This is a genomic window from Pseudoalteromonas sp. DL-6 (assembly GCF_004328665.1).
In the GTDB taxonomy this organism is placed as follows: domain Bacteria; phylum Pseudomonadota; class Gammaproteobacteria; order Enterobacterales; family Alteromonadaceae; genus Pseudoalteromonas.
Genome location: NZ_CP019770.1, coordinates 2,253,399 through 2,276,078, shown reverse-complemented (window position 1 = coordinate 2,276,078; position 22,680 = coordinate 2,253,399). Strand labels below are relative to the sequence as shown.

The following is a 22,680-nucleotide window of genomic DNA, read 5'->3' as shown; positions in this document are numbered from 1 at the left end:
GTAACAAACTATTTAACGCTGCTGGTTGAATGTGGCCACTAGTGCATCAAGTGTTTGTGCGCTGGTGGCTAAATCACGAATTGCTTGTTCAGTATTGATTTGTTCACTCATTGATTTATCACTGATCTCACTAATTTGCTCAATACTTCGACCCACATCATTTACTACGCTACTTTGCTGTTCGGTAGCGGTGGCTATTAGAGTTGCCATGTCGTTAATTTCATTTGCTGTTTCAGTAATCGTATTAAGTAACTCAACCGAGCTTTGCATTGCGCTGACGCTTTGTTGGGCTTTATTCTTTGATTGGCTAATATCATTTACAACATCATCTGAAATTTGAGTGAGCTCTTCAATCATTGATTGTATTTCAGTGGTTGACTGTGATGTACGATTCGCCAGTGCTCTTACTTCATCAGCAACGACTGCAAACCCTCGACCATGTTCACCAGCGCGTGCAGATTCAATGGCTGCATTAAGTGCCAGCAAGTTGGTTTGCTCTGAAATCCCTCTAATTGAATCCACTATGCTTGCAATATCAATGGTTTTTTTAGAAAGCAAAGCAACTTGCTCGGTAATACCATCAATGTCGCTGGCAAGGGCTGAGATTGTCGTTTGGCTCTGTAATACTTGCTGATGACTTTGTTTGGTATTATCGCGGCTATCGTTGGTTAACTTAGCAGCATTAGCGGCACTTTGTGCTATTTCTTGCACCGTAGCGCCCATTTCATTAATCGCTGCAGCAACCGAAATGGTTTGCTCTTTTTGTTTATCCAACGCTAACGAGTTTTGTTTTGCTTGCGCAAAGACATGATCAGAGCTTTGACGAATACCATGGCTTTCATCAGCTACTTGCACAATGGCGGTTTCTATTTTTTCAATAAATTGGTTAAAGCCCGACGTTAAATTATTGAGTTCAGGTTGAGGTGATGTAGGTAGGCGATAAGCTAAATTAGCATCGCCACGTCCTAAACGAGAAAACAACTCCGCCATTTTTGATAACGGTGAGGCTAAAGAACGAGCTAATAAGTAACTGATCACGCTTGCGATAAGTGCTGTGATGATAGTGAATGTGAATATTTGCCACTCTAGAGTGTTTACGCTTGCGAAAACTTCGCTTTTTGGTACTTGAGCTAACACAAATAAGTCGGTGTTTTTAATTGGTGTGGCAGCAATCAGCGTGGCTTGTCCGTTAATATTTACTTCTTCTAATGCAAAGCCGTTTTCATCAAGTAATTTGTTATGAATATTGGCACTGTAAATACTATCTATATTAACCTTGGCAACTTTAGCTGCATCTTTATGTAGCTGAATTAAGCCATTTTTATCGGCAATAAATACAAACCCTGACTGCTCAATTTTAAACTGTTGAAGCAGCTTTTGCATATCTGTGATGCTTTTTGCTAAGCCCGCCAAGCCGAATCCATTGGGCTGCTGGTGATTAACAAACATTTTTACATCGTTTTCAGATTCTTGATAAATACTGATTGAGTAGGGTTGTTTTGATTGAGTAAAAGCAAAAAACCAGCCATCTGCAGCATCATTTTTTAAAACACGCAAAAAGCCATCTTGGTTCCAATATTGCGCGGTATTCTTATTAGCCCATGAAGCGGTAGCAAGATCATATTGCTCAACCAAACGATTGAGTTCTTTGAGTAAAAGTGCATCATTGGTGTTGCCAGAGTTTGCCCAATCTAAAATAAAGGTATTGGCAGAAAGCTGCTGTGCTGCGCCTAGAAGTTCATTGATCTCCCCACCAATATGATTACTGATTGTTTGCAGTTTACTTGGCAGTTCCGATTCGATCATGCGTTGCTCAATAATATTCTTTGAGTTATGCAAAGACGTCAAACCAATTAATACAGCAACACAAATAGCAATAATGCTTCCAAGCGCTGTTATTTTTTGAGTAATAGAGAGATTTTGTATCGTCATGATAATACTTATATTTACAACTTAGGCAATGAGAGGATTATTTTAGCACATTATTTATTTTCGGCTATTGATGAATAATTTACATTAAAAAAAAGCCCACAGCAAAATGCAAGTGGGCTTGGTTTCTAACAAGTGAAAGTTCTAGGGTTATAGAATTAAACTATTTTTTTCATTGCCGACATATAGCCGCGTAATTTAGCACCCACTTTTTCAACAGGGTGTTCACGCAGTGCGGTATTTATTTGAATCAATGTTTGATTATCTACTTGGTTACTTTGCTCATTTAAGCCTTTACCAATAACATCGGTATCAATATCTTGCATAAACTCTTGTAGTAGTGGCAAACATGCATGGTTGTATAAGTAGCAACCATATTCTGCCGTATCTGAAATAGTACGATTCATTTCAAACAGCTTTTTACGTGCAATGGTATTAGCAATTAATGGCGTTTCATGCAGTGACTCATAATAAGCAGATTCTGCAATAATACCGGCTGCAGTCATGGTTTCAAATGCCAGCTCTACGCCGGCTTTTACCATGGCCACCATTAAAATGCCGTTATCAAAAAATTCTTGTTCAGTAATTTCTACATCACCTGCTGGTGTTTTTTCAAAATGAGTTTCTGCAGTTTCAGCACGCCATTTTAATAAGTTAGCGTCATCATTTGCCCAGTCTTCCATCATTACCCGTGAAAATGTGCCATCGATTATGTCATCTTGGTGTTTGTTATACAGTGGGCGCATGATTACTTTTAGCTGCTCACTTAATTCAAATGCTCTGACTTTGGCAGGGTTTGATAGGCGGTCAAGCATATTGGTAACGCCGCCATACTTAAGTGCTTCTGTGATCACTTCCCAACCATATTGAATTAGTTTTGAGGCATAGCCAGCATCAATCCCTTTATCAATCATCTTATCAAAACATAAAATAGAACCTGTTTGTAGCATGCCACATAAAATGGTTTGCTCACCCATTAAGTCAGATTTTACCTCGGCGATAAACGATGACTTAAGTACCCCTGCACGATGACCACCCGTACCTGCAGCATAAGCTTTTGCTTGCGCTAAACCATGCCCTTGAGGGTCGTTCTCTGGGTGAACCGCAATGAGGGTGGGTACACCAAAGCCGCGTTTATACTCTTCACGTACTTCGGAACCTGGGCATTTTGGTGCAACCATAATTACGGTTATGTCTTCACGTACTTGCATACCTTCTTCTACAATATTAAAACCATGTGAGTAAGCAAGCGTTGAGCCGTGTTTCATTAATGGCATGATGGCATTAACAACCGCGGTGTGCTGTTTATCCGGTGTTAGGTTAAGTACAACATCAGCTGTTGGGATCAATTCTTCGTAAGTACCCACTTTAAAGCCATTGTCAGATGCATTTAAAAATGATTGACGGCGCTCAGCAATCGCTGATTCACGAAGTGTATAGGCTACATTTAAACCCGAATCACGTAAATTTAAGCCTTGATTTAAACCCTGTGCGCCACAGCCGACAATCACTAACTTTTTACCCTTGAGTGCGGCAACGCCGTCGTTAAATTCGTCTGCACCCATAAATTCACATTGTGCTAATTGCGCTAATTGTTCGCGTAAAGGTAAGCTATTAAAATAATTTGCCATGATTAAGGTTCCTATTAATTCAATTTGTTAGATGCATTGCGTTTGCTTTGCTTGGAATAACCATATGAAAAATCTCTTCTTGCGTAAAATGATATATTTGAATTAAAGTGTTTCATAAAATGAAATACGGGCGTTGACATGGATCATAAGCATTTACATTACTTTTTAGCGTTAGCAAAAACGCTTCATTTTTCTCGTGCCAGTGAGTTGTGTCATGTAAGTGCTCCTACTTTAAGCCGTAACATTAAGCAGTTAGAAGATGAAGTAGGGGTGATGTTATTTCAGCGTGATAATCGCAGTGTAAAGCTTACCCGCGAAGGCATTGCATTTAAGGAGTACGCCAGTGCAACGCTTAATAATTGGCAGCGTTTTAAGGCTAATTTAAACGAGCCGCAACAACACATTTATGGCAATGTAAGCCTTTATTGTTCTGTTACCGCGTCCTACAGTTTTTTGCATCATATTTTAGAGCAACTGAGAGCTCAGCATCAGCATATTGAAATCACCTTAAATACGGGCGATCCCGCCTTGGCTATTAACCGAGTGTTAGATGGGCATGAATCTATGGCCATTGCAGCTAGACCCAGTAAATTACCTGTACAAATTGCATTTGTAGACATTGGTTATTCGCCACTGGTATTAATTGCGCCCACTATTCAATGCCCGATCACAGAAAAACTAGCCACTAACACCGAGACTATTGATTGGTCCGAGCTTGAGTTTATTGTTGCTGAACAAGGGTTTTCACGTCAAAGGTTGGAGCAATGGTGGCGAAAAAATAACGTTCAGGGAAAAATTTACGCGCAAGTGGCTGGGCATGAAGCCATGGTATCTATGGTGAGTTTAGGCTTAGGTGTGGCTATGATCCCAAAAATTGTACTTGATAATAGCCCGCTAAACGATAAAGTGCAGGTTTTACAGTACAAAGGCGAGCCACCACAAGGGTTTAAAATTGGTCTGGCGGTATTACACAAAGAATTGAATGATCCAGCGATTAGTGCGCTGTGGAATATTGCACAAAATATGGGAGAAAACATAATATAGGCTTGTTGGATGATAAAAAAGTGTTAATATAAACCGCTAATATTTATGTGTTTATTAACATCTTTGTTGTGATGTCTGAGAGTTTCAATTATGGATAATACTGCCTCACTTGCTCATTCTGCCCAGTGTTTAAAAAAAGCCATTCCGCTTATGGTTAAGTACAAAATGCCGGTAACGCCAATTAATTATGCGATTTGGTACTGTTATGTACAGGGAGATAATCCACAACTAAATACAGAGCTTGATAAAGTTATCGGTCAGCACAATACCTGCTCGGCCCAAAGTGCTCAGGAAATTTTTGATAAATATATAAACGATGAAGAATTAGCGTTTTTCCAACAAATGTCTGAAAAATTTCATGGTACGGTAGAGCAAGTACAGTTTGATTTGAGTGATTCTATTCAATATTCAAAAAGCTTTACTACCTCGTTAGTTGACTCACAAAATGAGTTAAAAACACTCTCTAGTATTAACTCATTTAATGAAATTTTGTCTTGTGTAGAGCGTTTAACAGATGAATCTATTGCCATGCAAGATTACGCCCGTGGTTTCCAAACTAAATTAGCGCAAGCATATAATGAGATTAAAGATTTAAAAGAAGCTCTGACTATGACTCAAGAAGCGGTTGATAAAGATTCGCTAACGGGGTTATATAATCGCGGCAAGTTTGATACCGACATAGTCGAGTTTTGCCTTCATGCATCTTCACAAGACGAGCAAGATAAGTTAGCCGTGTTGATAATGTTCGATATTGATCACTTTAAACGTTTCAATGATGATTTTGGTCATCAAAAAGGCGATGAGGTACTCAAACTTGTTGCTCAAAAAGTGCAAAATAGCGTGCAAGAACAATACAATGCCTATCGTTTCGGTGGTGAAGAATTTTGTATCACGGGTTACTTTGATAGCATTAATGATGCAATGATCTTTTGTAATAAGTTACGCTTAAGTATTGCTAAATTAACTATCCGTAAGAAAGAAGATAGTAATAATAAACGTAATATCTCAGCAAGTTTTGGCATAGCTCTAATGCAGCCTTTTAGTAAGAGCTGTTTATTAGTAGAAAAAGCCGATAGAGCACTTTATTTAGCTAAAACTCATGGTCGAAATCGAGTTGAAATAGCCGCCAATTTGTAAACGTGTTCCGTTTGTATCAAATTTGTTAATGATTGTAACCCTCTAGAGCTTGTACTGATACTACTTGCTACTATAGGGTCAAAGCCACTTTATAAACTAGTGAATAACTCCATGATGTTACATCTGAGAATAAAAATATGCATTTTATTGGCGTTATTTAGCGCTAATGCAATTGCTCAGACGCAGCAACATATCTCTACGGATGAACTTAAGATTAGTGTCAGCTTAGGGGCTGGAGTGATCAGTAATCCTTTATACGGTGCTGACAACATTCCTTTGTTGGTGGTTCCACAAGTAGCTTATTATGGCCAAAATTGGTTTTTTGATAACGGTCGCTTAGGTTATTCTTTTTTACAAAGCGATACGCATAACATTAGCTTAGTGTCAGAAATTAACCCAGAATCACGGTTTTTTATTGATTGGCACCCGCAAAATATATTCCCGCTCACAGCAATGTCTAATAATGAAATATTAGAATCACAACACATTGAATCTCCTCGCCAGATTAATATTAATAACATTCAAAAAAGACGAGTGGTGTTGGATGCGGGTGTGAGTTATTTTTTTGTAAAACAACAACATGTTTTTTCTGCGCAATTATTGCATGACGTAAACAGTGTTTATAATAGCTACAGAGGATCGCTACAATGGCAATACCATTTTGATCTTAAGTTGTTAAAACTTAAATCGACCTTAGGCGTTAACTATAAATCAGCCCAACTAAATAACTACTTTTATGGCTTAAACAGCACAGAATCTTCATATGGTGAAATAGAAGTTGGTAGTAGCTGGCAACCTTATGCTAAAATCGACGCCCGTTGGCCCCTAGGTAAAACCAACGCGCTTCGTTTTCATTTAGCATATTATGACTATTCAGCAATGGATAGCAGCCCGCTCTTTGAACATGACTATTCAATGACCGCCTTTATAGGATTCGAACATACATTTTAATATGAAGTGTTTTATGTTGGTTGTGTTTGCAGCTTCATTTTTTAGCAACATTAGCGTTGCAAAAGCCTCTTCACTTAACGTATCACCCAAAGTCTGTGTGGTTTCCGAACAACAAGAATTTTGTGATCTTGAGTTAAAATTTAACTGGCAACTGTCTGAGCCAAGCGATGTGTGTTTATACCAGCAAGATACTCAGTTGCAATGTTGGCAAGGGGTAAAAAAAGGGCAACTTAGTTATAAAGCGCGTGTTCAGGTGGAGACCATATACTCCCTGATTAATCCCCTTACAGGTGTATCATTAGCGAGTGTGCAAGTAGAAGTGCAGACTGTATACGCTAAGAAAAAACATCGGCTACGCTCACCTTGGAGCTTTTTTTAATTTAGGAGCAGTAAATGCCAAAGATATTACTTGTTGAAGATGACTTAGGGTTGCAACAATTAACCAAAGACTATCTTGAGCATAATGGCTTAGAAGTTGACGTATTAGATCGCGGTGACGAAGTGTTTCCTTATTTGAGTGAAAATCATGCTGATCTAATCATTTTAGATGTGATGTTGCCAGGAAAAGATGGCTTTAGCGTGTGTCGTCAAGTGCGCGACAAATACACCTTACCTATTTTAATGCTTACCGCAAAGGGTGAAGATTTTGACCAAGTTATTGGCTTAGAACTCGGTGCTGACGATTACGTTATTAAACCTGCTGAGCCGCGCGTGTTATTGGCTCGAATTAGTGCATTACTGCGCCGTGGGCAGCCTAGCGTAAAAGCCGTTGAAGAGCTTAAATTTGGTGACTTATCAATAGATAAAACTAGTCGAATTGTAAAGCTAAGCGGTGTTGAAATTGTATTAACTTCGCATGAGTTTGAATTACTGTGGTTGTTGGCTTCAAATGCCGGAGAGGTTCTCAGCCGAGAGCATGTGCACCAACATATGATTGGCCGTGAGTACGACGGGCTAGATCGAACCGTTGATGTACGCGTATCTCGTATTCGCAAGAAGCTTGGTGATAATAGTGATAAACCATACCGCATTAAAACGGTGTGGGGGCAAGGCTATTTATTTGTATCAGATGCGTGGGACATGTAATTAATGCAAGGTATTAGGCTAGGTTAATGGGAAAGCTATTTATAAGCCTTTACGTATATATTATTGCTTCTTTGTTTATTGCCAGTGGTGTTATAGAGCAGCTTTGGCCGTATGATGAATCCGAGCAACTTGTTTTGTTAGATGATGAATTTGGGCAGTCGTTATGGCTGCTTTCTCAAACGCCAGATGGTCTTGAGCAGTTAAAACATAATTTTGATAGCCAAGTTATCGCCCCGCAAGATTTAGTTCTCCCAGCTGAGCAGCAAACACAATTAACGCAAAATAATTACCTTTACTTGTATGATAAGCAGCAACGTATTGTTTGGTATGTTACTTTAAATAACTCTCAGTTATTACAAGTCGGCCCTTTAGGTGTTAAAGCTAAAAACACTGGGACCGTAATTCCTTATTTATTAGTTTTATTTATTATTAGCTTACCGATAGGGTTATGGAGCTTACTGTTATGGCGAGATTTTGCCAAGCTCAGCCAAGCCTGTGAAGCCGTCGGTGGGGCGCAAGATTTTCAATTAAGCGACAGCTCTAAATCATTCTTTTTACCCATCACTGATACACTGCAAGTAATGCAGCAACGGATTGAATTTTTACTGAGTGCTCAACAGGAACTGACTTCCTCAGTGTCACATGAGTTCAGAACACCATTAGCGCGTTTGAAGTTTGCAATCGCGATGCTAGAGAATAAAGTTCAAGATGGCAAAGCACAGCACTATTTATCTGATATGCAAATGGATATTCATGAGCTAGAATCCTTGGTATCAGAAATGCTGGAATACGCTCGTTTAGATACACAGCAACCAAGCTTGCAATTGGCTCCTTGTGATATCGTCGCATTAATTAAAGCCAATATCGAAAAAGTAAGTTTTGATACCCCTATTAAATTAACAACAACGCTACCGAGTCAATTTATTTACGTATGTGATAGCCATTTTATGTCGCGAGTGCTACAAAATTTAATTAGTAACGCACTGAAACATGCTACGCAAAATGTGCATATTAGTTTAACTGCCAACGCTGCGAAGCTATTTCTGGTGATTGAAGATGATGGCCCAGGTATTGCCGGTGCTGAACGTGAGAAAGTGTTTAAACCCTTTACCCGCTTAGATAAAAGCCGTGATAAAAAAACCGGTGGGTTTGGATTAGGGCTAGCAATTGTAAATAAAATTATTAGTTGGCATAAAGGGCAGTGCAAGATTGAAGACTCACCACTGGGTGGGGTTAAGTTTATTATCACCCTCGACAACTAAATACCAAACAATAAAAAAGCGCCATAAAGGCGCTTTTTTGCGGTTTAAAACCAAAAAATCAACAAGTAGCAAATAGATAGACAGACGACTTATAAAAAAGTTCTATTTTATTTACTATTTTTTTCTAGTAGTGGCATCAGCATTTGCTCTAAACCATTAAGCTTCACTTCGTACATCATAGCGAGCTGAGAGCCAAGCTTGCTATCAGGAAAGCCTTGCTGTTTAAACCACACTAAGTAAGGCTCAGGCAGTAAAAGTAAAGGGCGTCCTGCATATTTGCCAAATGGCATAATGGTGTTAATCGCGATTTTTAGTTGTTGAGGATCCATTACTGACATCTTTTATAAAATAATTACGATAAGTGTAAGGGATTTTAAGGGAATAAAATAGGCTGTAACGGGCAAGTAACAGCCTATTGATAGAGGGAGTAGGCCCTCTAATTTGAGAATCTTATTGGTCATTTAAAAGCAAGGGGTCCGTTATTTGTCTTTTATAAAACACAAACTTAGGTATTAGCTTTATTCAACCAACACAGACATTTTACCTTATTTTTTGACCAATAAAATACTCAGATGTAAAGGAATGTAAATGCAATCTATTTGCATCTAAGCCCGATTACGGAAACAAGGTTTGCTTTACATGTTCCGCAAAACCGCTACCAGCCTCTAAGTAAAAGTTATAAGTAGAATCTATTCCCATATCCTCTAATTCTTTTTGCTGATCGGGATAGTTAGCAATGGCTGTAACTTGCCCTTTATAACCTGATGCCTGCAACTGCTCTAAGGCAAAAATATTTTGCATATGCTTGGGCATAGTTAACATGACCATTTCAACATGGGAGTGATTAACGCGCTGCCAAAAATCGGGGTCAGTTGCATCAGCAATTAATACTCTGCGCCCACGTTTTATATGTTTATCAACCACCTCAGGTTTAATATCAATACCTGCTACAACATCAGGATGGGTTGAGTTTATTGTTTCGTAGGCACCGGTGCCAATTCTACCCATACCAAAGATTACTATTTTCGTATCATTTAAGTTAACAGGAAGCTCTTCCGCTAAGCGGGTTTTACTTTCAAACTTCAATAAAAACCGTTCAATTTTAACGTACAGCTCGTTAGAACGTTTATTTAAAGGGGAAGCAATCACAAATGTGATGGATACGGCAATTGCGATAACGGCGAGCCATTCAGAGGTAACCATGCCGCTAGATGCTGCAACTGCGCAAACAATCAAGCCAAACTCACTAAAGTTAGCCAAACTAAACGCAGTGAGTAAAGAAGTACGAGCACGCAGTTTAAATAAGTTGGTTAATATGTAATAAAGCAGCGTTTTAACAGGAATAACTAATACTAAAATTAAGGCAACGACTAGAGAGTGGGCAGTAAGCTCAGCACTTAAACCAATACTTAAGAAAAAACCAACCAGTAATATATCTTTTAAGCTAAGTAATGACTTAGACAGCTCACCGGCTTTTTTGTGTGGGGCGAATATCATGCCAATGATCAATGCGCCTAAATCGCCCTTTAATCCTGCGAATTCAAAGGCATTATATCCCGCCACTAACGCAAAGAAGAAACCAAATAGCGGCAGTAGCTCACCGTGTTTAGAACGATTTAAAACCCAATACATAATAGGGCGAAACAAAGGTAGCGCAACAATTAATCCTAAGGCCCAAATGTTTGGTACTTTACCCGTACTGACCGCTAAGAAGATGACAGCAAATATATCTTGCATAACCAAAATACCAATGGCTATTTTACCATGCAAACTTGCCATTTCCCCACGCTCTTCCAGCACTTTTACAGCAAATACCGTGCTCGAAAAGCTCAGAGCAAAGCCAACTAACAACGCACTTTGCCAGCTTAAATCAACAAATAGCGGTAGTGCAAATACACCAAGCAACAACATAAAACCACTAAATAATGCGCTACTTAAAACAATGTGTATGGTGGCAGGAGCCCATACTTGAGGTTTCATAAGGTTAGAAATTTTTAGCTTGAGGCCAATACTAAAAAGTAGCAGTGTGACTCCTAAAGAGGCAATCGTTTCGAGTAGCTCCGTGCTTTTGTAGCCCGCTAAATTAAGAATAAACCCGGCCATAAGAAAGCCGATAAGTGGCGGTAATTTTAGCTGATATATACCAAAACCGCAGACGAAGGCGGTAGCAAAATAAATTAGTTCCATAGTTATTAGTATCACTGCATTTGGCATTGTAGTGTAGCGAAAAACAATGCTTATTGACAATTAATCTACTTATTTACAGCTGCTAATTGGCTGATAGTGAGTATTTATCAGCTGATTACTAAAACACCTTAATACAGGTATAAAGTGGCTGTAAAGTACAAAAAACACACATATGTGGTTAGTTTTATGGTAAACAGCATGTAAATAGCAGTTTTTCGCTGACAAGCGCTTTTAAATGTGGTTAAGATGCCATAACGAAGGAGTTTAAGCGAAAGCGAACAAAAGTATTGCTTAGCTTAAGGAGAAAATATGTTTAAAAAAATTTTAGCATCGGTAGGCATTGGTGCCGCCAAAGTAGATACTATCCTAGAAACTGAGCATCTTCAGCCTGGGCAATTATTTAATGCACAAATTGTCATTACCGCAGGCGATGTAAGTCAAGAAATTGCGGGTTTAGATTTAATGTTAGTTACCCGAGTAAAAGTAGCCAGTGAAGACGGTGATTATTTTACTAATCATGTTATTGATCAGTGGCGCATTACTGATATTGGTACCGTTGAGCCTGGTGAAGTGAAAACCATTCCATTTGAGGCCCGTTTGCACTCAGAAACACCAATCACTGAAATTAATGCCGGTTATAACCAGTCTTATGTGTGGTTAGAAACAGGGCTTGATATTGATCTTGCACTTGACCCAACAGATAAAGACCATTTACACATCTATCCTAATGAAGCGGTTAAAACCTGTATGCAAGCAATGGAGAAGCTTGGCTTTAGTTTAGTCAAAGCAGATGTAGAACAGGGGCATCTTCGTGCGTCTACTTTTCAATCTGTGTCGGGGTGTTACCAAGAGCTTGAATATCAACCAAATAGCCGTAGCTTATTTGGAATAAAAGAAATCGAACTCTCGTTTATTCCTGAAGCACATAAAACGCATGTGCTGATTGAGTTAGACAGAGCATTTAGAAGTGACGGTTATGTCGATTTAACCATTGAGCATGATCATGTTAACTTATCTCAGCTATGCGATCAGTTAGAGCGACTGTTTGCTTGATGAATACAGAGGCTGATTAAGCCTCTGTAATAATAAGAGGTGTTTTAATGGCATTTAAACCTGAGCCATTCTCAGCGCTCGACTCCCAGACTTTGTTTGCCATTATGCGTAAACGTGTTGACGTATTTGTTGTAGAGCAAGCGTGTCCTTATCCCGAACTTGATGATGTTGATATTGCAGATGCTACTCGCCACCTGTATTCACTCGATGGGCAAACCGTAAATGCTTATGCTCGTTGTTATGAAAAAGATGCACAGTACAGTGCGATAGGGCGCGTTTTAGTTACTCAATCACAGCGCAGCTCTGGTTTAGGCAAAGAATTAGTTAGCCACGCTATTAACTGCTGTAAGGCCCAATGGCCTTCTCGTGATATTTATATAGGCGCGCAAACCTACCTACTAAATTTTTATCGCTCATTTGGCTTTGAGTGCGTTGGTAATGAATACTTAGAGGATGGGATTGCCCATCAGGACATGATTTTAAAGCTGTAGGTAATTCTCAATAAAAAAGGCCCACATTTGTGGGTAATGCCAGTCAGTTAAGCTGACTGGCATTTTTCTTTTTAGTCGGATACTTCTTTGGCTTTGGTTTTACCCATCTTGGGTAGCTCCTGTCTTCTCGCCTTTCTGGTAACAAGAAGAAGCTCATTTTCGTGAGTAAGGCATTGTATGCTTTAGGAATATTGCCTGGACTGCTCAACGATACAGTAACGAAGAAGTGTGTAATAGCCATTGAACAGCTGGTAAAACTGAGTTGATTGGGTAACACACCTCCTAATTTCCCTGCTGCTGCCGTCATTCCTTGCCTGTGGTGTGCTGGTTAAACGTATATGCTGGTCCTGTTTGCTAAAGCTACGTAGCACCTCATACTGAAGGTCTTTTTTCGCGGGTATCATCCAGTGTCTTTGCTCACCTGCTTGATGCCAACGATTTAGCAGACCAAGAGAGTAATACCCCTTATCAAACAGCGTTAAAGAATGATTTGGAGTCGTGCTTACCAACTCCTCGGCCAACTTCATTTCATTGGTGCGGTAACCCGAGAAGGCGCTATTGATAAGTTGATGGCTGGTGATTTCCATGTGGCAAACCATACGGATCTGAGGATAAGTATTCTCTCTATGTTGATTACTCTGTGTCTCAAACACTTCATGATTTTCCTGCGTATCAGCCGTTCGCCAGACAACACCATCAACAGCCAGCAAATTTAATCCAGCCCAGGTTTCAAATTGATTAGACTCATAGCTATGCTTTGCTATCACGCGAAACACCTCTCGAACAGCGTCTTCCCCCAACCTCTGTCTTGCCTGAACCAACGCACTGGGCGCTACCAATGGTTTCTTATCGGGCAACATAATGTCCATTTGTGTTGCAATATCCCAAACCGATTTCTGACGATATAAAGACATGCCGATAATTGACCACAGAACCGTTTCAAGCGGCAATCTTCTTTTACGAATGGTAGCCACATCAGCTTGTTCAAAGCCTTGCTGAATAAGTTGAGGGGAAAGTAGCTCAGCATATTTTTCGAATGTATGAAAACTACCACAAGAGTTAAAAGCGACCGCTAATTCATTTTCAAAGCGCATAAAAAAATCCGATACCAGAGACAGATATCGGATTTTGAAAGCGTTAAAAAGATCAGTCAACCGATCAAAAATATTCTTAACTGATCGGCATTACACATTTGTGGGCCTTTTTTTATATTTTATTTTTAGCTTAGTAAAGAATGTAAGAATACTAGGCTAATGGCTATGGGGCATACAAACTTAGTGTACCAAGGCCATATTTTCCAAAATAAGGTGTTATGTACTTCAGGGTTACCTTGCTGGATTGCTTTGAGCAATGACGACCTGTACCAGATCCACCCTACAAAAATACAACACATAAGTCCTAATAAGGGCTGCGCGACTTTAGTCGTTAAGGTGATCACTAAACCAAATAACGCGCCTAGGTTACATACAATAGTAATACTGACAATGGCAATCAAAGCACCAATTAACCACGTGGCTTGCACACGCTTCATTGCAAAACGCTCTACAGTGTACGACACCGGCGCTTCAAGCATTGAAATAGACGAGGTCAGTGCGGCAATACTCATTAATGCAAAAAAAGCAAAGCCAACAAATAAACCAACACCACCCATACCATCAAATAGGGCGGGTAAAACCTGAAATACTAAAGTGTCTTCTGAGAGCAGCTTGCCTGTTGTTGACGAGAATATTTCAACACCTTGTGCTTGTGCAACATACATAGCCGGGATAATCAGTAAGCCCGCTACAAATGCTATAAATACATCAATAAGCGTAACATAAGCACCCAAAGAGACGAGGTTTTCCTTTTTACTGATATATGAGCCATAAATAATCATTACACTGGTACCCAGTGATAATGAAAAGAAGGCTTGCCCTAATGCACTGACTAATAACGTAGGATCAAAAATAGAAGAAAAATCGGGGACTAAGTAAGCTTTTAACCCCTCAACAGCCCCTTCTTGAGTCATTACATAGGCAATTAAAGCAAACAAAATTCCGAGCAGAGCAGGCATTAAACGTTTTGACCACTTTTCAATACCGTTTTCAACACCGCGGCTAATAATAGCAACGGTTAAAATAATAAATACCACAGTAAAAAGAATATTACGTGTAAGTGACTGTTTACTTAGCCACGAAGATGCAGCATCAGCACCTATGAGTGTGGTAACCGGCTCCAGAGTTGCACTTAACATCCAACCAGCAACAATCGCATAAAAGCTGAGTATAAAACCTGCACATAAAATACCGCCAAAGCCAACAGCAAAAGCAAACTGCTTTTGCCAAGGTTTAGTGGTTAATTTAGTTAATGAAGAAACCGCATTAGCTTGTCCATGGCGACCTATCATCAGTTCTGCCATTAAAGCGGGATAGGCTAAAAAGAAGGCCAGTACTAAGTACGCGACTAAAAAGGCTGCCCCCCCATTACTTGCTGTTTGTGTTGGGAAACCCCAAATATTACCAAGCCCAACAGCAGACCCTGCTGCGGCCATTATAAAACCAAAGCGGGAGCTAAACTCACCTCTGACTGCACTCATATTATTCTGCTTCTCTATTTTTTGACGCCGCTGACAATCTACTGGAATTGTAAATAAATAAAAAGTGCTTATTTGACTAAGTCGCACAATTATTGCGTTTTATTTTCAGATATAAATAACACGTGCGTATTTTGATTATAAATAGCACGATTTCTTTAATTATATTGCGTTAGTTAGAAGCGATAGTGCTTGGTTGATTAACCTTCATGCTGAGCAATACTTAATGTAAAGCAGGCTCCACCAAGTTGCTCGCTTTTGCTTACTGCTACAGTACCATGATGCCAATCTGCGACTTTGGCAACGATCGCTAACCCGAGTCCGTAACTATTGTCACTGCGATTGCGGTGGCTACGTTCACGAAAGAACGGGCTAAATACTTTATGGTTATTTTCTTGAGCTATTCCTGGGCCATCATCGGCAATGCTAATAACTAAAACGTGTTCTTGCACTGAAGCTGTTACTTTAATGTGATGATGAGCAAAATCGCAGGCATTATTAATTAAGTTAGCGATTGCTCTTGCTAGCCAATGTAAGTCAGCATATATAGTATGATCATCGCACTCTAAAGAGATTTTGAGCGAACGTGCGGCTATTTTAGGTTCAAGTTGCGACATAATATCACTGAGGTAATGTTTAATATTTGCTGATGAGTAAGTAAGTTTATTGGCATTTTGTTCCAAAGTAGCAAACGCTAAATAGCTTTTTAACATTGACTCCATATGATCCAAATCGGTCTCCATACGGGTTAAATAATGCTTTATTTTACTCTCGTCATGAGTATCAAGGGCGGCGTCAACACCAAAGCGTAAGCAGGCTATTGGAGTTCTAATGTCATGGGATAGGCTTGAGGCCATCAGTTTATTTTCAGCAACTAACTTTTCAATTTGGCTCGCCATACGGTTAAAAGTCAGTTCCACATCTTTTATATAGGTAAAGCGAGAGGGCTTAATTCGGGCTTTAACATTACCGGATGCGAACTGTTTTGCCGCATCATTTAATACCGTGAGGCGTTTTGCTAAAGGGGTAATAATAAAGCCCATAAAAACACATAAGCCAGTATAAAATAGCAGTGTTAAAATTATGTCGTTTCGCTGTGTGCTTTCGTAAGGCTTATCTAAACGCATGGTTAAATGATAAGGGCTCAATGCATCATTCGTGTAGAGCATGTAAAAGCCTTGCTCGTCCTCGAGTATTAACCCGCCTTGGGTTTGCATTTTATCTAATAACTCTGATGGCAGTGCGAGCGACTGGTTTAATTTGTAGTTAAGAGCTAGATTAAAATCTCTGGCTAACTGAGTTACCTTCTCAGGGCGTGCTTGTGGTTTTATAGCCGTGAGTTGTTCACTTAAACCAACAATAATTTGGCTTTGTAAACTAAACTCATCGAGTGGCGCATGCGCTTGTTGACTAAATGCATCAATGAGCCAACCTAAAACAATAATTGAAAGCAGCGCACTGCCCAGTAGTGAAATATAAAACTTTTTCATTGATGCTATTCCATATTAATAGCGCAGGCTTGGTACATTAAAGTGACGTTTATTTATAAGCACTCTGGTATTAAAAGTTACCACGCTGTAGTCACGAATAAGTAACCACGGCCCCAAATAGTTTTTATTTTTTCTGGTTTTTGCGGATCATCATTAAACTTTTTACGTAAAGCAGAAATAAGTACATCAACGCTTCTATCTAAGCCATCATACTCCCTGCCTTTGGTTGCTTTAAATACCGCATCACGCGATACTACTTGCCCAGCGTTGCTCGCTAAATAATGCAGTAATAAGTACTCTGCGCTTGAAATATTTATATCTTGTTGGTTGAGTGTGACGTTACGAGATTCGGTATTAATACTTAATTGACCGATATTGATTATACTCGTTTGAGCATCAGTGTTAGGCATGTCGTTGCTGTAACGTAAAGCCGACTTAATACGGGCAAGCAATGCACGAGGGCGAACAGGTTTTATTATGTAATCGGTAGCACCGACTTCAAGCCCAATGACCTCATCCATTTCTTCATCTCGTGCGGTGAGCATAATTATAGGGGCATGATAAAAGCTTCGTAACTCACGACATACACTAATACCATCAAGTCCGGGTAACATAATGTCGAGTAAAATAAGTTGTGGATTTAAATGCTTTACTTGGCTTACAACCTCATCACCGCGATGACACACATGCACAATATAACCTTGCTCAGTTAAATACTCAGTCACCCATTGTGCAAGAGAGATATCATCTTCAACCAGTAAAATAGTACCGTAATTATCCATAAGCTTTCTTCGTATACCTAAATGATATTTTAGCTAGTAAAATATGTTTAATAGTTGGCTGATTTAAAATAATCGCCAGCGCCGCTTTTTTTGCCTATTTTGATACACCCATTGTAGTTTTACTTCGCTTACAGCAATGACCTGTGATGTATTACTATCAAATAGCTCAAATGAAATGCTTTGTGTTGAGTCAAAAGCATAATTAAACGAACCTTGTCGCTGTTTAAGCCAGCACTGCATAATGTACTTTGAAGTCGCGTCGCGTAAGCAATAATTCCCCACTTCCGGTTGCTGCCATGACAAAACCACATCGGCGTAACAATGGCGTCCTTCACGTAAGGCGACACAGGTATCCGGTACGGCAGTAAGCTCACTGGGCGCTTGTGTTGTCACTGCAAGCAAAGAGCCTGAGTATGTAAACAACAAACAGTAAAAAAATCTAAAGTACATAACGCAGGCCTACCTTGGCTTTGTGTTGATATCCTTGGGAAATAATTGGGCTGTCATCAATTTCTTTTGAAAACCATGTAGTTAACCAGCCTGCTAAAAATACCCAATCTTGATTAATTGGATATTCAGCATGAAATTCAAACATAATACTGGTACTGGCGTCGGTATTATAAATAGGACGGGTTGCGTTTGCTTCATCGCTATCAATACCAAAGTAATAGTTTGTAAAATCAGCAGAGTAGGCGCTTAGGCCAATTCCGGAGCGAAACTCCCAATTGCGCCAAGGTTGAATATGGCTGAAAAACACATTGGCAACCCAGCCGTTATGAGCACCAGATATATCATGTAAGTATTCAAGGGAAATTTGTGAATTTTCAAATCGGCGTGTTAATCGAAGGCCGGTGTCAAAATCATAGTTACGCTTTTTTATACCACGCAGTGGATCAATTACCCCGTCGTTGTAAAAGCCTAAACCTTGCTCATCAAACCCCGCTTGAATATTGGTACCTAATAAATCAAGGCCCCAATCATATTTGTTAATTAAGCTATAGCCTAAAACAAGTCCACCGCTGAGCTGATTATGGTCAAAATCAAGATAAAAATTATCGTAAGAAACGGCAAGACTCAAATCTAGCTCTGCGCCAACATCATAGGAGTTCATGCCAACTAAATAAGAGTCTTCAATGTAATAACCCGCACCAGCACTCCAATCCCAAGCAAACCCAGTTGTGGGCTCTAAGGTATTATCGGCATAGTAACGATTACTAGCGTTGCTTTTGGCACTAAAAATGGCGGCAACTAATAAGGCTGCACAACCAAAAGATTGTTTAAGTGAAGTATGCGTCATCCTTGGAACCTTAATTAGAGTTTGCTAAAGAGGCTAGTATATTGTCAAACTCTTGGCTAAATCTGTAAAAAAATGTAGCGGTCGTCCTAACAACTACTGAACTTTAATTTTATCAATAAGAATACTGCTTAGATAAAATTGCATCATGGGAGTGAGCGCGCTTATTTCGGTGCGTGTACATGGCCCATTTAATTTAGTTAAACGACTCAGTTTCGTAATGGTTTTATACGCAGGGGCCGTTACTTCACTATTAAGTTCAGCTCGCTTTAGGCGAGCCTGCTCGGTGTTGTGCTTATGTATAAATGCAACAACTTCCAGCTCATTAGTGATCTTCTTTTCTTCGCTGAAGCTATAAACTAGAGGTTCACGATGAAAGCTTGCACTGTCAATTGATGATTTAGCAAACCACACCACATCGCCTGATGCTTTGTGAGTAAGTCGCATGCTAACTTGGGCTAATATATTTGCGCATTGTTGCGAGGGAAATTGCTGCTCAACTTTTGAAAACAGTGAATATGGTTTTTCTGGTTGCGCTAAGGTGTACTTGGCGTCATCTATAAATTCTAGATCAACCTGATGAATGGCTAACGTGTAATCGCTATTCTCGCTTGTGGTCACCTTAAGTTGTTTATCAATTAAGGCTTGGCTTATTTGAGAGACTAAAGTGTCTGTGACGCTTGCACGGTCTACAATTACTCTAACGGTTTGATTTTTTTTCACGTTGTGAGCGGGTAACTGCACCGACTTCACTTTTGGTGAAGCATGCTCAGTTTCATACTTTAACTGGTAAGTTTGGCTCTTAAGCATAGGCTTTGCAGGCATTGCTAGAGGCTCTGCGGGTTGTTTAACGACAGCACAACCTGACGCTAATATTATAAAAAGTGATACAACTAAAAAACGCATAAATATTTTACATCCACTCAAAAGCCATTGTTCGGACATATTGTACGTTAGTCCGAACAAAAGTTCATGATATTATAACGGTCGATTATGACTAAAAAAGAAAAATTAGCTAAGAATGAAGTATTTTAACACCTTACCCTTTTACTTTTTTGCTGTGTGCCTTATGGGGACGCATTTGCAGGCGAGCGCAAGCACAGATCCTGATTGGGAAGCATTTGTTAAAAGTTATGGACGCTATACAGAAAAAAAACTAAAAATAAAAAAAATCCCAGGAGGAGCGCTTTCTATTGTCAACTCCCAAGCGCGTGACTATATCCATACTATGGGCCATACAAAGGTACGCAGTGGACAAAAAATTAATCCGCACACTCGGTTTCGTTTAGCTTCAGTATCGAAAACATTTGCAGGGTCGTTAGCGGCTAAACTTGCAAATGAACAGCGGCTCAACCTTTATTTACCTGTTAGTCACTATTTACCTGACTTTAAGCAAACTGGTTATAAAGATGATTTAAAAGTTTTTCATATTTTAAGCCATTCTAGTGGGTTAGTGCCCAATGCTTACGATAACTTAATCGAATCGCGAATGGGCTATAACGACATTGTTGAAAAACTATTGAGTGTCAAACCCATTTGTGACCCCGGTGATTGTTATGGTTATCAAAATGTGATGTTTAGCTTAATTGACGATGTGATTTTAAAAAGCACCAACAAAACCTATACCCAGTGGCTCAATGACGCGTTTTTTACCCCTTTAGAAATGAATGATGCTAGTTTAGGTTACGATGCCATGGTGCAAGATAATAACTATGCACACCCTCACGTGCGTGGTAAAAAGCGTTGGTATAGCGCCCGTTTAAAAAAGAATTATTACAAAGTTGCACCCGCGGCAGGGGTTAACGCCAGTGCATCAGATATGGCTATTTGGTTAAATGCGCAATTAGGACAATATCCAGCGGTATTATCATTAGACGCATTAGCTACCCAAACGCGTCCGTACACGCACACTAAAAAAGAACGTTATCGACGGGTGTGGCGAGAACACATGAATGAAGCCTATTATGGGCTGGGTTGGCGTGTGTATGATTATAATGATGAAACGCTTTACTATCACAGTGGTTGGGTACAAGGATACCGAAGTGATTTAGTGGTTTTTCCGCATTTAAACGTAGGCTTTAGCTTAATTTTAAATGCAGAAACAGGGCTTATTAATGAGCTTACCACGGAATTCATAGACCGTTTATTGGCATACAAACGAGGCAAAAAATAATGAGCTCATTGATAAAATCAGCATGGGTAGCATTACTGTTACTCGTTTGCCATCCTGCTTTTTCTGCGCCTGAACAACTTTATTTGTTTCGCCATAGTGAAAAACAAACAGGCAGTAATCCATATTTAACAGAGCAAGGGCAGGCGCGTGCTGAGAATTTGGTTTCGTTGGTTAACATTCATCCACACATAACGTTATACAGTAGTAATTATAACCGCACATTAAGTACTGCAGCACCCTTAGCCGCATATTTTAATATTAAAACGATTACCTATAATGCTGCAGATTTAACGGCATTGAAAAATCAGTTGTTGGCACAAGACGGCGTTGTGGTGGTTATAGGGCATAGTAATACCACACCGCAACTGGCTTCATTATTAAGTAACCAAGCGATTGAAAATATGGATGAGGAGCAATACGGGCACTATTATTTGCTTAATAAGCTTGAGGATGGCAATTACAAATCAAAATTGCGAACAATGGATTTTAATCATGTACAAAAAAACCAGCCGAAGCTGGTTTTTTAGGATTTTTAAACGGATTATTAGCCGCGAGGCAACTGAATTTTTTTCTCAGGGCTTTGACGGTAAAGCACAATCGTATGACCGATTGTTTGTAATTTGGTAGCCCCTGTTTCGCGAACAATGGCATCAAAAATAAGCTTTTTGGTTTCACGATCGTCAGTTGGCACTTTCACTTTAATTAATTCGTGAATTTCTAATGCGCTTTGGATTTCAACTACTACGCCTTCGGTTAAACCGTTAGAACCTAGTAAAACTACAGGTTTAAGGCTATGTGCCTGACCTTTTAAAAACTGCTTTTGTTTGTTTGATAATGTCATGATATTACAAATTTTGCTGAATATGGCTTGAATTAAGGGTATTCTAACGCCATCTAGAGAATATTACTAATTAGTTGCGTGTTAATTTATGACAAATAAAAAACAGTCAGCCAGTTCACAGCGTTGGCTTAAAGAACATTTTGATGATAAATATGTTCAAGAAGCGCAAAAAAAAGGCTGGCGCTCTCGAGCTGTTTTCAAATTAGACGAAATCCAAAACAGAGATAAGTTATTGCGTCCAGCAATGACAGTGGTTGATTTAGGCGCAGCTCCAGGGAGTTGGTCACAATACTTAGCAGAAAAAGTAGGTGACAAAGGCCAAGTGGTTGCGTGTGATATTTTACCTATGGATTCATTAGCGGGTGTTGACTTTTTACAAGGTGACTTTCGTGAAGAGGCTGTACTTAATGCGCTATTAAAACGCATTGATGGTAAAAATGTAGATGTGGTATTGTCTGATATGGCACCTAACATGAGTGGCAATAACTCGGTTGATCAGGCAGGTAGCATGTACTTGGTTGAGCTTGCACTTGATATGTGCCACCAAGTTTTAAAGAAAAATGGCGCGTTTATTGTTAAAGTATTCCAAGGTGAAGGCTTTGATCAATATTTGCAAGATGTACGTAATAGTTTTAAAGCAGTGAAGATACGTAAACCGGATGCCTCGCGTCCCCGTTCTCGGGAAGTATATATAGTAGCGACTGGATACAAACTGTAGTACAGTTGCTTGGCGTTTAGTTGAATTTAAATTAATTGG

23 protein-coding genes are annotated in these 22,680 nt (G+C 39.5%); 11 read left to right on the top strand and 12 right to left on the bottom strand.

What is annotated here, in order from left to right:
* Positions 1-12: 12 nt before the first annotated feature.
* Both B1F84_RS10580 and ilvC read right to left on the bottom strand, forming a co-directional pair.
* A complete protein-coding gene (locus B1F84_RS10580; RefSeq protein WP_008109113.1) occupies positions 13-1,932 on the bottom strand; it encodes a methyl-accepting chemotaxis protein in 1,920 nt (639 codons plus the stop codon).
* A 155-nt stretch (positions 1,933-2,087) separates the two neighbouring features.
* A complete protein-coding gene (gene ilvC / locus B1F84_RS10575; protein WP_008109116.1) occupies positions 2,088-3,560 on the bottom strand; it encodes a ketol-acid reductoisomerase in 1,473 nt (490 codons plus the stop codon).
* Positions 3,561-3,698: 138 nt separating this feature from the next.
* Between ilvC and ilvY the strand changes: the two genes are divergently transcribed.
* The 6 genes from ilvY (at position 3,699) to B1F84_RS10545 (ending at position 9,040) form a co-directional block, all read left to right on the top strand.
* Positions 3,699-4,604 (top strand): HTH-type transcriptional activator IlvY, encoded by a 906-nt coding sequence (gene ilvY, locus B1F84_RS10570; RefSeq protein ID WP_131691384.1) that lies wholly within the window; start codon positions 3,699-3,701, stop codon positions 4,602-4,604.
* A gap of 90 nt (positions 4,605-4,694) precedes the next feature.
* The gene (locus tag B1F84_RS10565) at positions 4,695-5,741 is read left to right on the top strand and encodes a GGDEF domain-containing protein (RefSeq protein WP_083708682.1); all 1,047 of its coding nucleotides are present in this window, start codon (positions 4,695-4,697) and stop codon (positions 5,739-5,741) included.
* Between the two features lie 111 nt (positions 5,742-5,852).
* Positions 5,853-6,692, top strand: coding sequence for a MipA/OmpV family protein (locus B1F84_RS10560; RefSeq protein WP_050947010.1), 840 nt, complete (start codon positions 5,853-5,855; stop codon positions 6,690-6,692).
* Between the two features lie 13 nt (positions 6,693-6,705).
* The gene (locus tag B1F84_RS10555) at positions 6,706-7,071 is read left to right on the top strand and encodes a DUF3019 domain-containing protein (protein ID WP_008109122.1); all 366 of its coding nucleotides are present in this window, start codon (positions 6,706-6,708) and stop codon (positions 7,069-7,071) included.
* 14 nt (positions 7,072-7,085) lie between these two features.
* Entirely contained in the window at positions 7,086-7,778 is a 693-nt protein-coding gene (locus tag B1F84_RS10550; protein WP_008109125.1) for a response regulator, read from the top strand.
* 26 nt (positions 7,779-7,804) lie between these two features.
* Positions 7,805-9,040: an ATP-binding protein gene (locus tag B1F84_RS10545; RefSeq protein WP_131691383.1), complete on the top strand. Its 1,236-nt coding sequence runs from the start codon at positions 7,805-7,807 to the stop codon at positions 9,038-9,040.
* 107 nt (positions 9,041-9,147) lie between these two features.
* Here B1F84_RS10545 and B1F84_RS10540 read toward each other — a convergent pair whose 3' ends face one another.
* A complete protein-coding gene (locus B1F84_RS10540; protein ID WP_008109131.1) occupies positions 9,148-9,369 on the bottom strand; it encodes a DUF3820 family protein in 222 nt (73 codons plus the stop codon).
* Between the two features lie 286 nt (positions 9,370-9,655).
* A complete protein-coding gene (locus tag B1F84_RS10535; protein ID WP_076920345.1) occupies positions 9,656-11,227 on the bottom strand; it encodes a cation:proton antiporter family protein in 1,572 nt (523 codons plus the stop codon).
* 309 nt (positions 11,228-11,536) lie between these two features.
* On the opposite strand from B1F84_RS10535, the gene B1F84_RS10530 reads away from it, so the two are divergent.
* Positions 11,537-12,280 (top strand): sporulation protein, encoded by a 744-nt coding sequence (locus B1F84_RS10530; RefSeq protein WP_008109135.1) that lies wholly within the window; start codon positions 11,537-11,539, stop codon positions 12,278-12,280.
* Positions 12,281-12,327: 47 nt separating this feature from the next.
* Positions 12,328-12,771 (top strand): GNAT family N-acetyltransferase, encoded by a 444-nt coding sequence (locus B1F84_RS10525; protein ID WP_008109137.1) that lies wholly within the window; start codon positions 12,328-12,330, stop codon positions 12,769-12,771.
* Positions 12,772-12,953: 182 nt separating this feature from the next.
* Here the strand turns inward: B1F84_RS10525 and B1F84_RS10520 are convergent, their stop codons facing one another.
* The 7 genes from B1F84_RS10520 to B1F84_RS10490 all read right to left on the bottom strand — a co-directional run bounded on the left by B1F84_RS10520 (position 12,954) and on the right by B1F84_RS10490 (position 19,815).
* Positions 12,954-13,865 (bottom strand): IS4 family transposase, encoded by a 912-nt coding sequence (locus tag B1F84_RS10520; protein WP_240701996.1) that lies wholly within the window; start codon positions 13,863-13,865, stop codon positions 12,954-12,956.
* 125 nt (positions 13,866-13,990) lie between these two features.
* The gene (locus B1F84_RS10515; RefSeq protein WP_131691382.1) at positions 13,991-15,346 is read right to left on the bottom strand and encodes a sodium-dependent transporter; all 1,356 of its coding nucleotides are present in this window, start codon (positions 15,344-15,346) and stop codon (positions 13,991-13,993) included.
* Positions 15,347-15,543: 197 nt separating this feature from the next.
* Complete coding sequence (locus B1F84_RS10510; protein ID WP_131691381.1) at positions 15,544-16,833, bottom strand: ATP-binding protein; 1,290 nt, start codon at positions 16,831-16,833, stop codon at positions 15,544-15,546.
* 77 nt (positions 16,834-16,910) lie between these two features.
* The gene (locus B1F84_RS10505; RefSeq protein WP_076920426.1) at positions 16,911-17,615 is read right to left on the bottom strand and encodes a response regulator transcription factor; all 705 of its coding nucleotides are present in this window, start codon (positions 17,613-17,615) and stop codon (positions 16,911-16,913) included.
* Between the two features lie 63 nt (positions 17,616-17,678).
* On the bottom strand, positions 17,679-18,065 hold the full coding sequence (locus B1F84_RS10500; RefSeq protein ID WP_008112677.1) for a DUF3019 domain-containing protein: 387 nt from the start codon (positions 18,063-18,065) through the stop codon (positions 17,679-17,681).
* Positions 18,055-18,912, bottom strand: a complete 858-nt coding sequence (locus B1F84_RS10495; protein WP_008464770.1) for a MipA/OmpV family protein — start codon at positions 18,910-18,912, stop codon at positions 18,055-18,057. Before B1F84_RS10495 ends, B1F84_RS10500 begins: the two co-directional genes overlap by 11 nt.
* A 93-nt stretch (positions 18,913-19,005) precedes the next feature.
* Complete coding sequence (locus tag B1F84_RS10490; RefSeq protein WP_131691380.1) at positions 19,006-19,815, bottom strand: hypothetical protein; 810 nt, start codon at positions 19,813-19,815, stop codon at positions 19,006-19,008.
* Positions 19,816-19,930: 115 nt separating this feature from the next.
* Between B1F84_RS10490 and B1F84_RS10485 the strand changes: the two genes are divergently transcribed.
* A complete protein-coding gene (locus B1F84_RS10485; RefSeq protein ID WP_131691379.1) occupies positions 19,931-21,082 on the top strand; it encodes a serine hydrolase domain-containing protein in 1,152 nt (383 codons plus the stop codon).
* Positions 21,082-21,609 carry a histidine phosphatase family protein gene (locus B1F84_RS10480; protein ID WP_131691378.1) on the top strand — a complete coding sequence of 176 codons (528 nt, stop codon included), beginning with the start codon at positions 21,082-21,084 and terminating at the stop codon, positions 21,607-21,609. Before B1F84_RS10485 ends, B1F84_RS10480 begins: the two co-directional genes overlap by 1 nt.
* A gap of 17 nt (positions 21,610-21,626) precedes the next feature.
* On the opposite strand, the gene yhbY is transcribed toward B1F84_RS10480, so the two are convergent.
* Positions 21,627-21,923 (bottom strand): ribosome assembly RNA-binding protein YhbY, encoded by a 297-nt coding sequence (yhbY, locus tag B1F84_RS10475; RefSeq protein ID WP_008112687.1) that lies wholly within the window; start codon positions 21,921-21,923, stop codon positions 21,627-21,629.
* 88 nt (positions 21,924-22,011) lie between these two features.
* On the opposite strand from yhbY, the gene rlmE reads away from it, so the two are divergent.
* The gene (rlmE, locus tag B1F84_RS10470) at positions 22,012-22,641 is read left to right on the top strand and encodes a 23S rRNA (uridine(2552)-2'-O)-methyltransferase RlmE (RefSeq protein ID WP_008112689.1); all 630 of its coding nucleotides are present in this window, start codon (positions 22,012-22,014) and stop codon (positions 22,639-22,641) included.
* The last annotated feature ends 39 nt before the right edge of the window (positions 22,642-22,680 follow it).

What these genes read in the sequence shown, in the direction of transcription:
- B1F84_RS10540 (WP_008109131.1), bottom strand. Translation starts at nt 9,369, where the DNA reads ATGGATCCTCAACAACTAAAAATCGCGATTAACACCATTATGCCATTT.
- B1F84_RS10510 (WP_131691381.1), bottom strand. Translation starts at nt 16,833, where the DNA reads ATGAAAAAGTTTTATATTTCACTACTGGGCAGTGCGCTGCTTTCAATT.
- B1F84_RS10545 (WP_131691383.1), top strand. Translation starts at nt 7,805, where the DNA reads ATGGGAAAGCTATTTATAAGCCTTTACGTATATATTATTGCTTCTTTG.
- B1F84_RS10520 (WP_240701996.1), bottom strand. Translation starts at nt 13,865, where the DNA reads ATGCGCTTTGAAAATGAATTAGCGGTCGCTTTTAACTCTTGTGGTAGT.
- B1F84_RS10530 (WP_008109135.1), top strand. Translation starts at nt 11,537, where the DNA reads ATGTTTAAAAAAATTTTAGCATCGGTAGGCATTGGTGCCGCCAAAGTA.
- B1F84_RS10500 (WP_008112677.1), bottom strand. Translation starts at nt 18,065, where the DNA reads ATGTACTTTAGATTTTTTTACTGTTTGTTGTTTACATACTCAGGCTCT.
- B1F84_RS10485 (WP_131691379.1), top strand. Translation starts at nt 19,931, where the DNA reads ATGAAGTATTTTAACACCTTACCCTTTTACTTTTTTGCTGTGTGCCTT.
- B1F84_RS10525 (WP_008109137.1), top strand. Translation starts at nt 12,328, where the DNA reads ATGGCATTTAAACCTGAGCCATTCTCAGCGCTCGACTCCCAGACTTTG.
- yhbY (WP_008112687.1), bottom strand. Translation starts at nt 21,923, where the DNA reads ATGACATTATCAAACAAACAAAAGCAGTTTTTAAAAGGTCAGGCACAT.
- B1F84_RS10565 (WP_083708682.1), top strand. Translation starts at nt 4,695, where the DNA reads ATGGATAATACTGCCTCACTTGCTCATTCTGCCCAGTGTTTAAAAAAA.
- ilvY (WP_131691384.1), top strand. Translation starts at nt 3,699, where the DNA reads ATGGATCATAAGCATTTACATTACTTTTTAGCGTTAGCAAAAACGCTT.
- B1F84_RS10480 (WP_131691378.1), top strand. Translation starts at nt 21,082, where the DNA reads ATGAGCTCATTGATAAAATCAGCATGGGTAGCATTACTGTTACTCGTT.
- B1F84_RS10495 (WP_008464770.1), bottom strand. Translation starts at nt 18,912, where the DNA reads ATGACGCATACTTCACTTAAACAATCTTTTGGTTGTGCAGCCTTATTA.
- B1F84_RS10560 (WP_050947010.1), top strand. Translation starts at nt 5,853, where the DNA reads ATGATGTTACATCTGAGAATAAAAATATGCATTTTATTGGCGTTATTT.
- B1F84_RS10505 (WP_076920426.1), bottom strand. Translation starts at nt 17,615, where the DNA reads ATGGATAATTACGGTACTATTTTACTGGTTGAAGATGATATCTCTCTT.
- B1F84_RS10550 (WP_008109125.1), top strand. Translation starts at nt 7,086, where the DNA reads ATGCCAAAGATATTACTTGTTGAAGATGACTTAGGGTTGCAACAATTA.
- rlmE (WP_008112689.1), top strand. Translation starts at nt 22,012, where the DNA reads ATGACAAATAAAAAACAGTCAGCCAGTTCACAGCGTTGGCTTAAAGAA.
- ilvC (WP_008109116.1), bottom strand. Translation starts at nt 3,560, where the DNA reads ATGGCAAATTATTTTAATAGCTTACCTTTACGCGAACAATTAGCGCAA.
- B1F84_RS10490 (WP_131691380.1), bottom strand. Translation starts at nt 19,815, where the DNA reads ATGCGTTTTTTAGTTGTATCACTTTTTATAATATTAGCGTCAGGTTGT.
- B1F84_RS10535 (WP_076920345.1), bottom strand. Translation starts at nt 11,227, where the DNA reads ATGGAACTAATTTATTTTGCTACCGCCTTCGTCTGCGGTTTTGGTATA.
- B1F84_RS10515 (WP_131691382.1), bottom strand. Translation starts at nt 15,346, where the DNA reads ATGAGTGCAGTCAGAGGTGAGTTTAGCTCCCGCTTTGGTTTTATAATG.
- B1F84_RS10580 (WP_008109113.1), bottom strand. Translation starts at nt 1,932, where the DNA reads ATGACGATACAAAATCTCTCTATTACTCAAAAAATAACAGCGCTTGGA.
- B1F84_RS10555 (WP_008109122.1), top strand. Translation starts at nt 6,706, where the DNA reads ATGTTGGTTGTGTTTGCAGCTTCATTTTTTAGCAACATTAGCGTTGCA.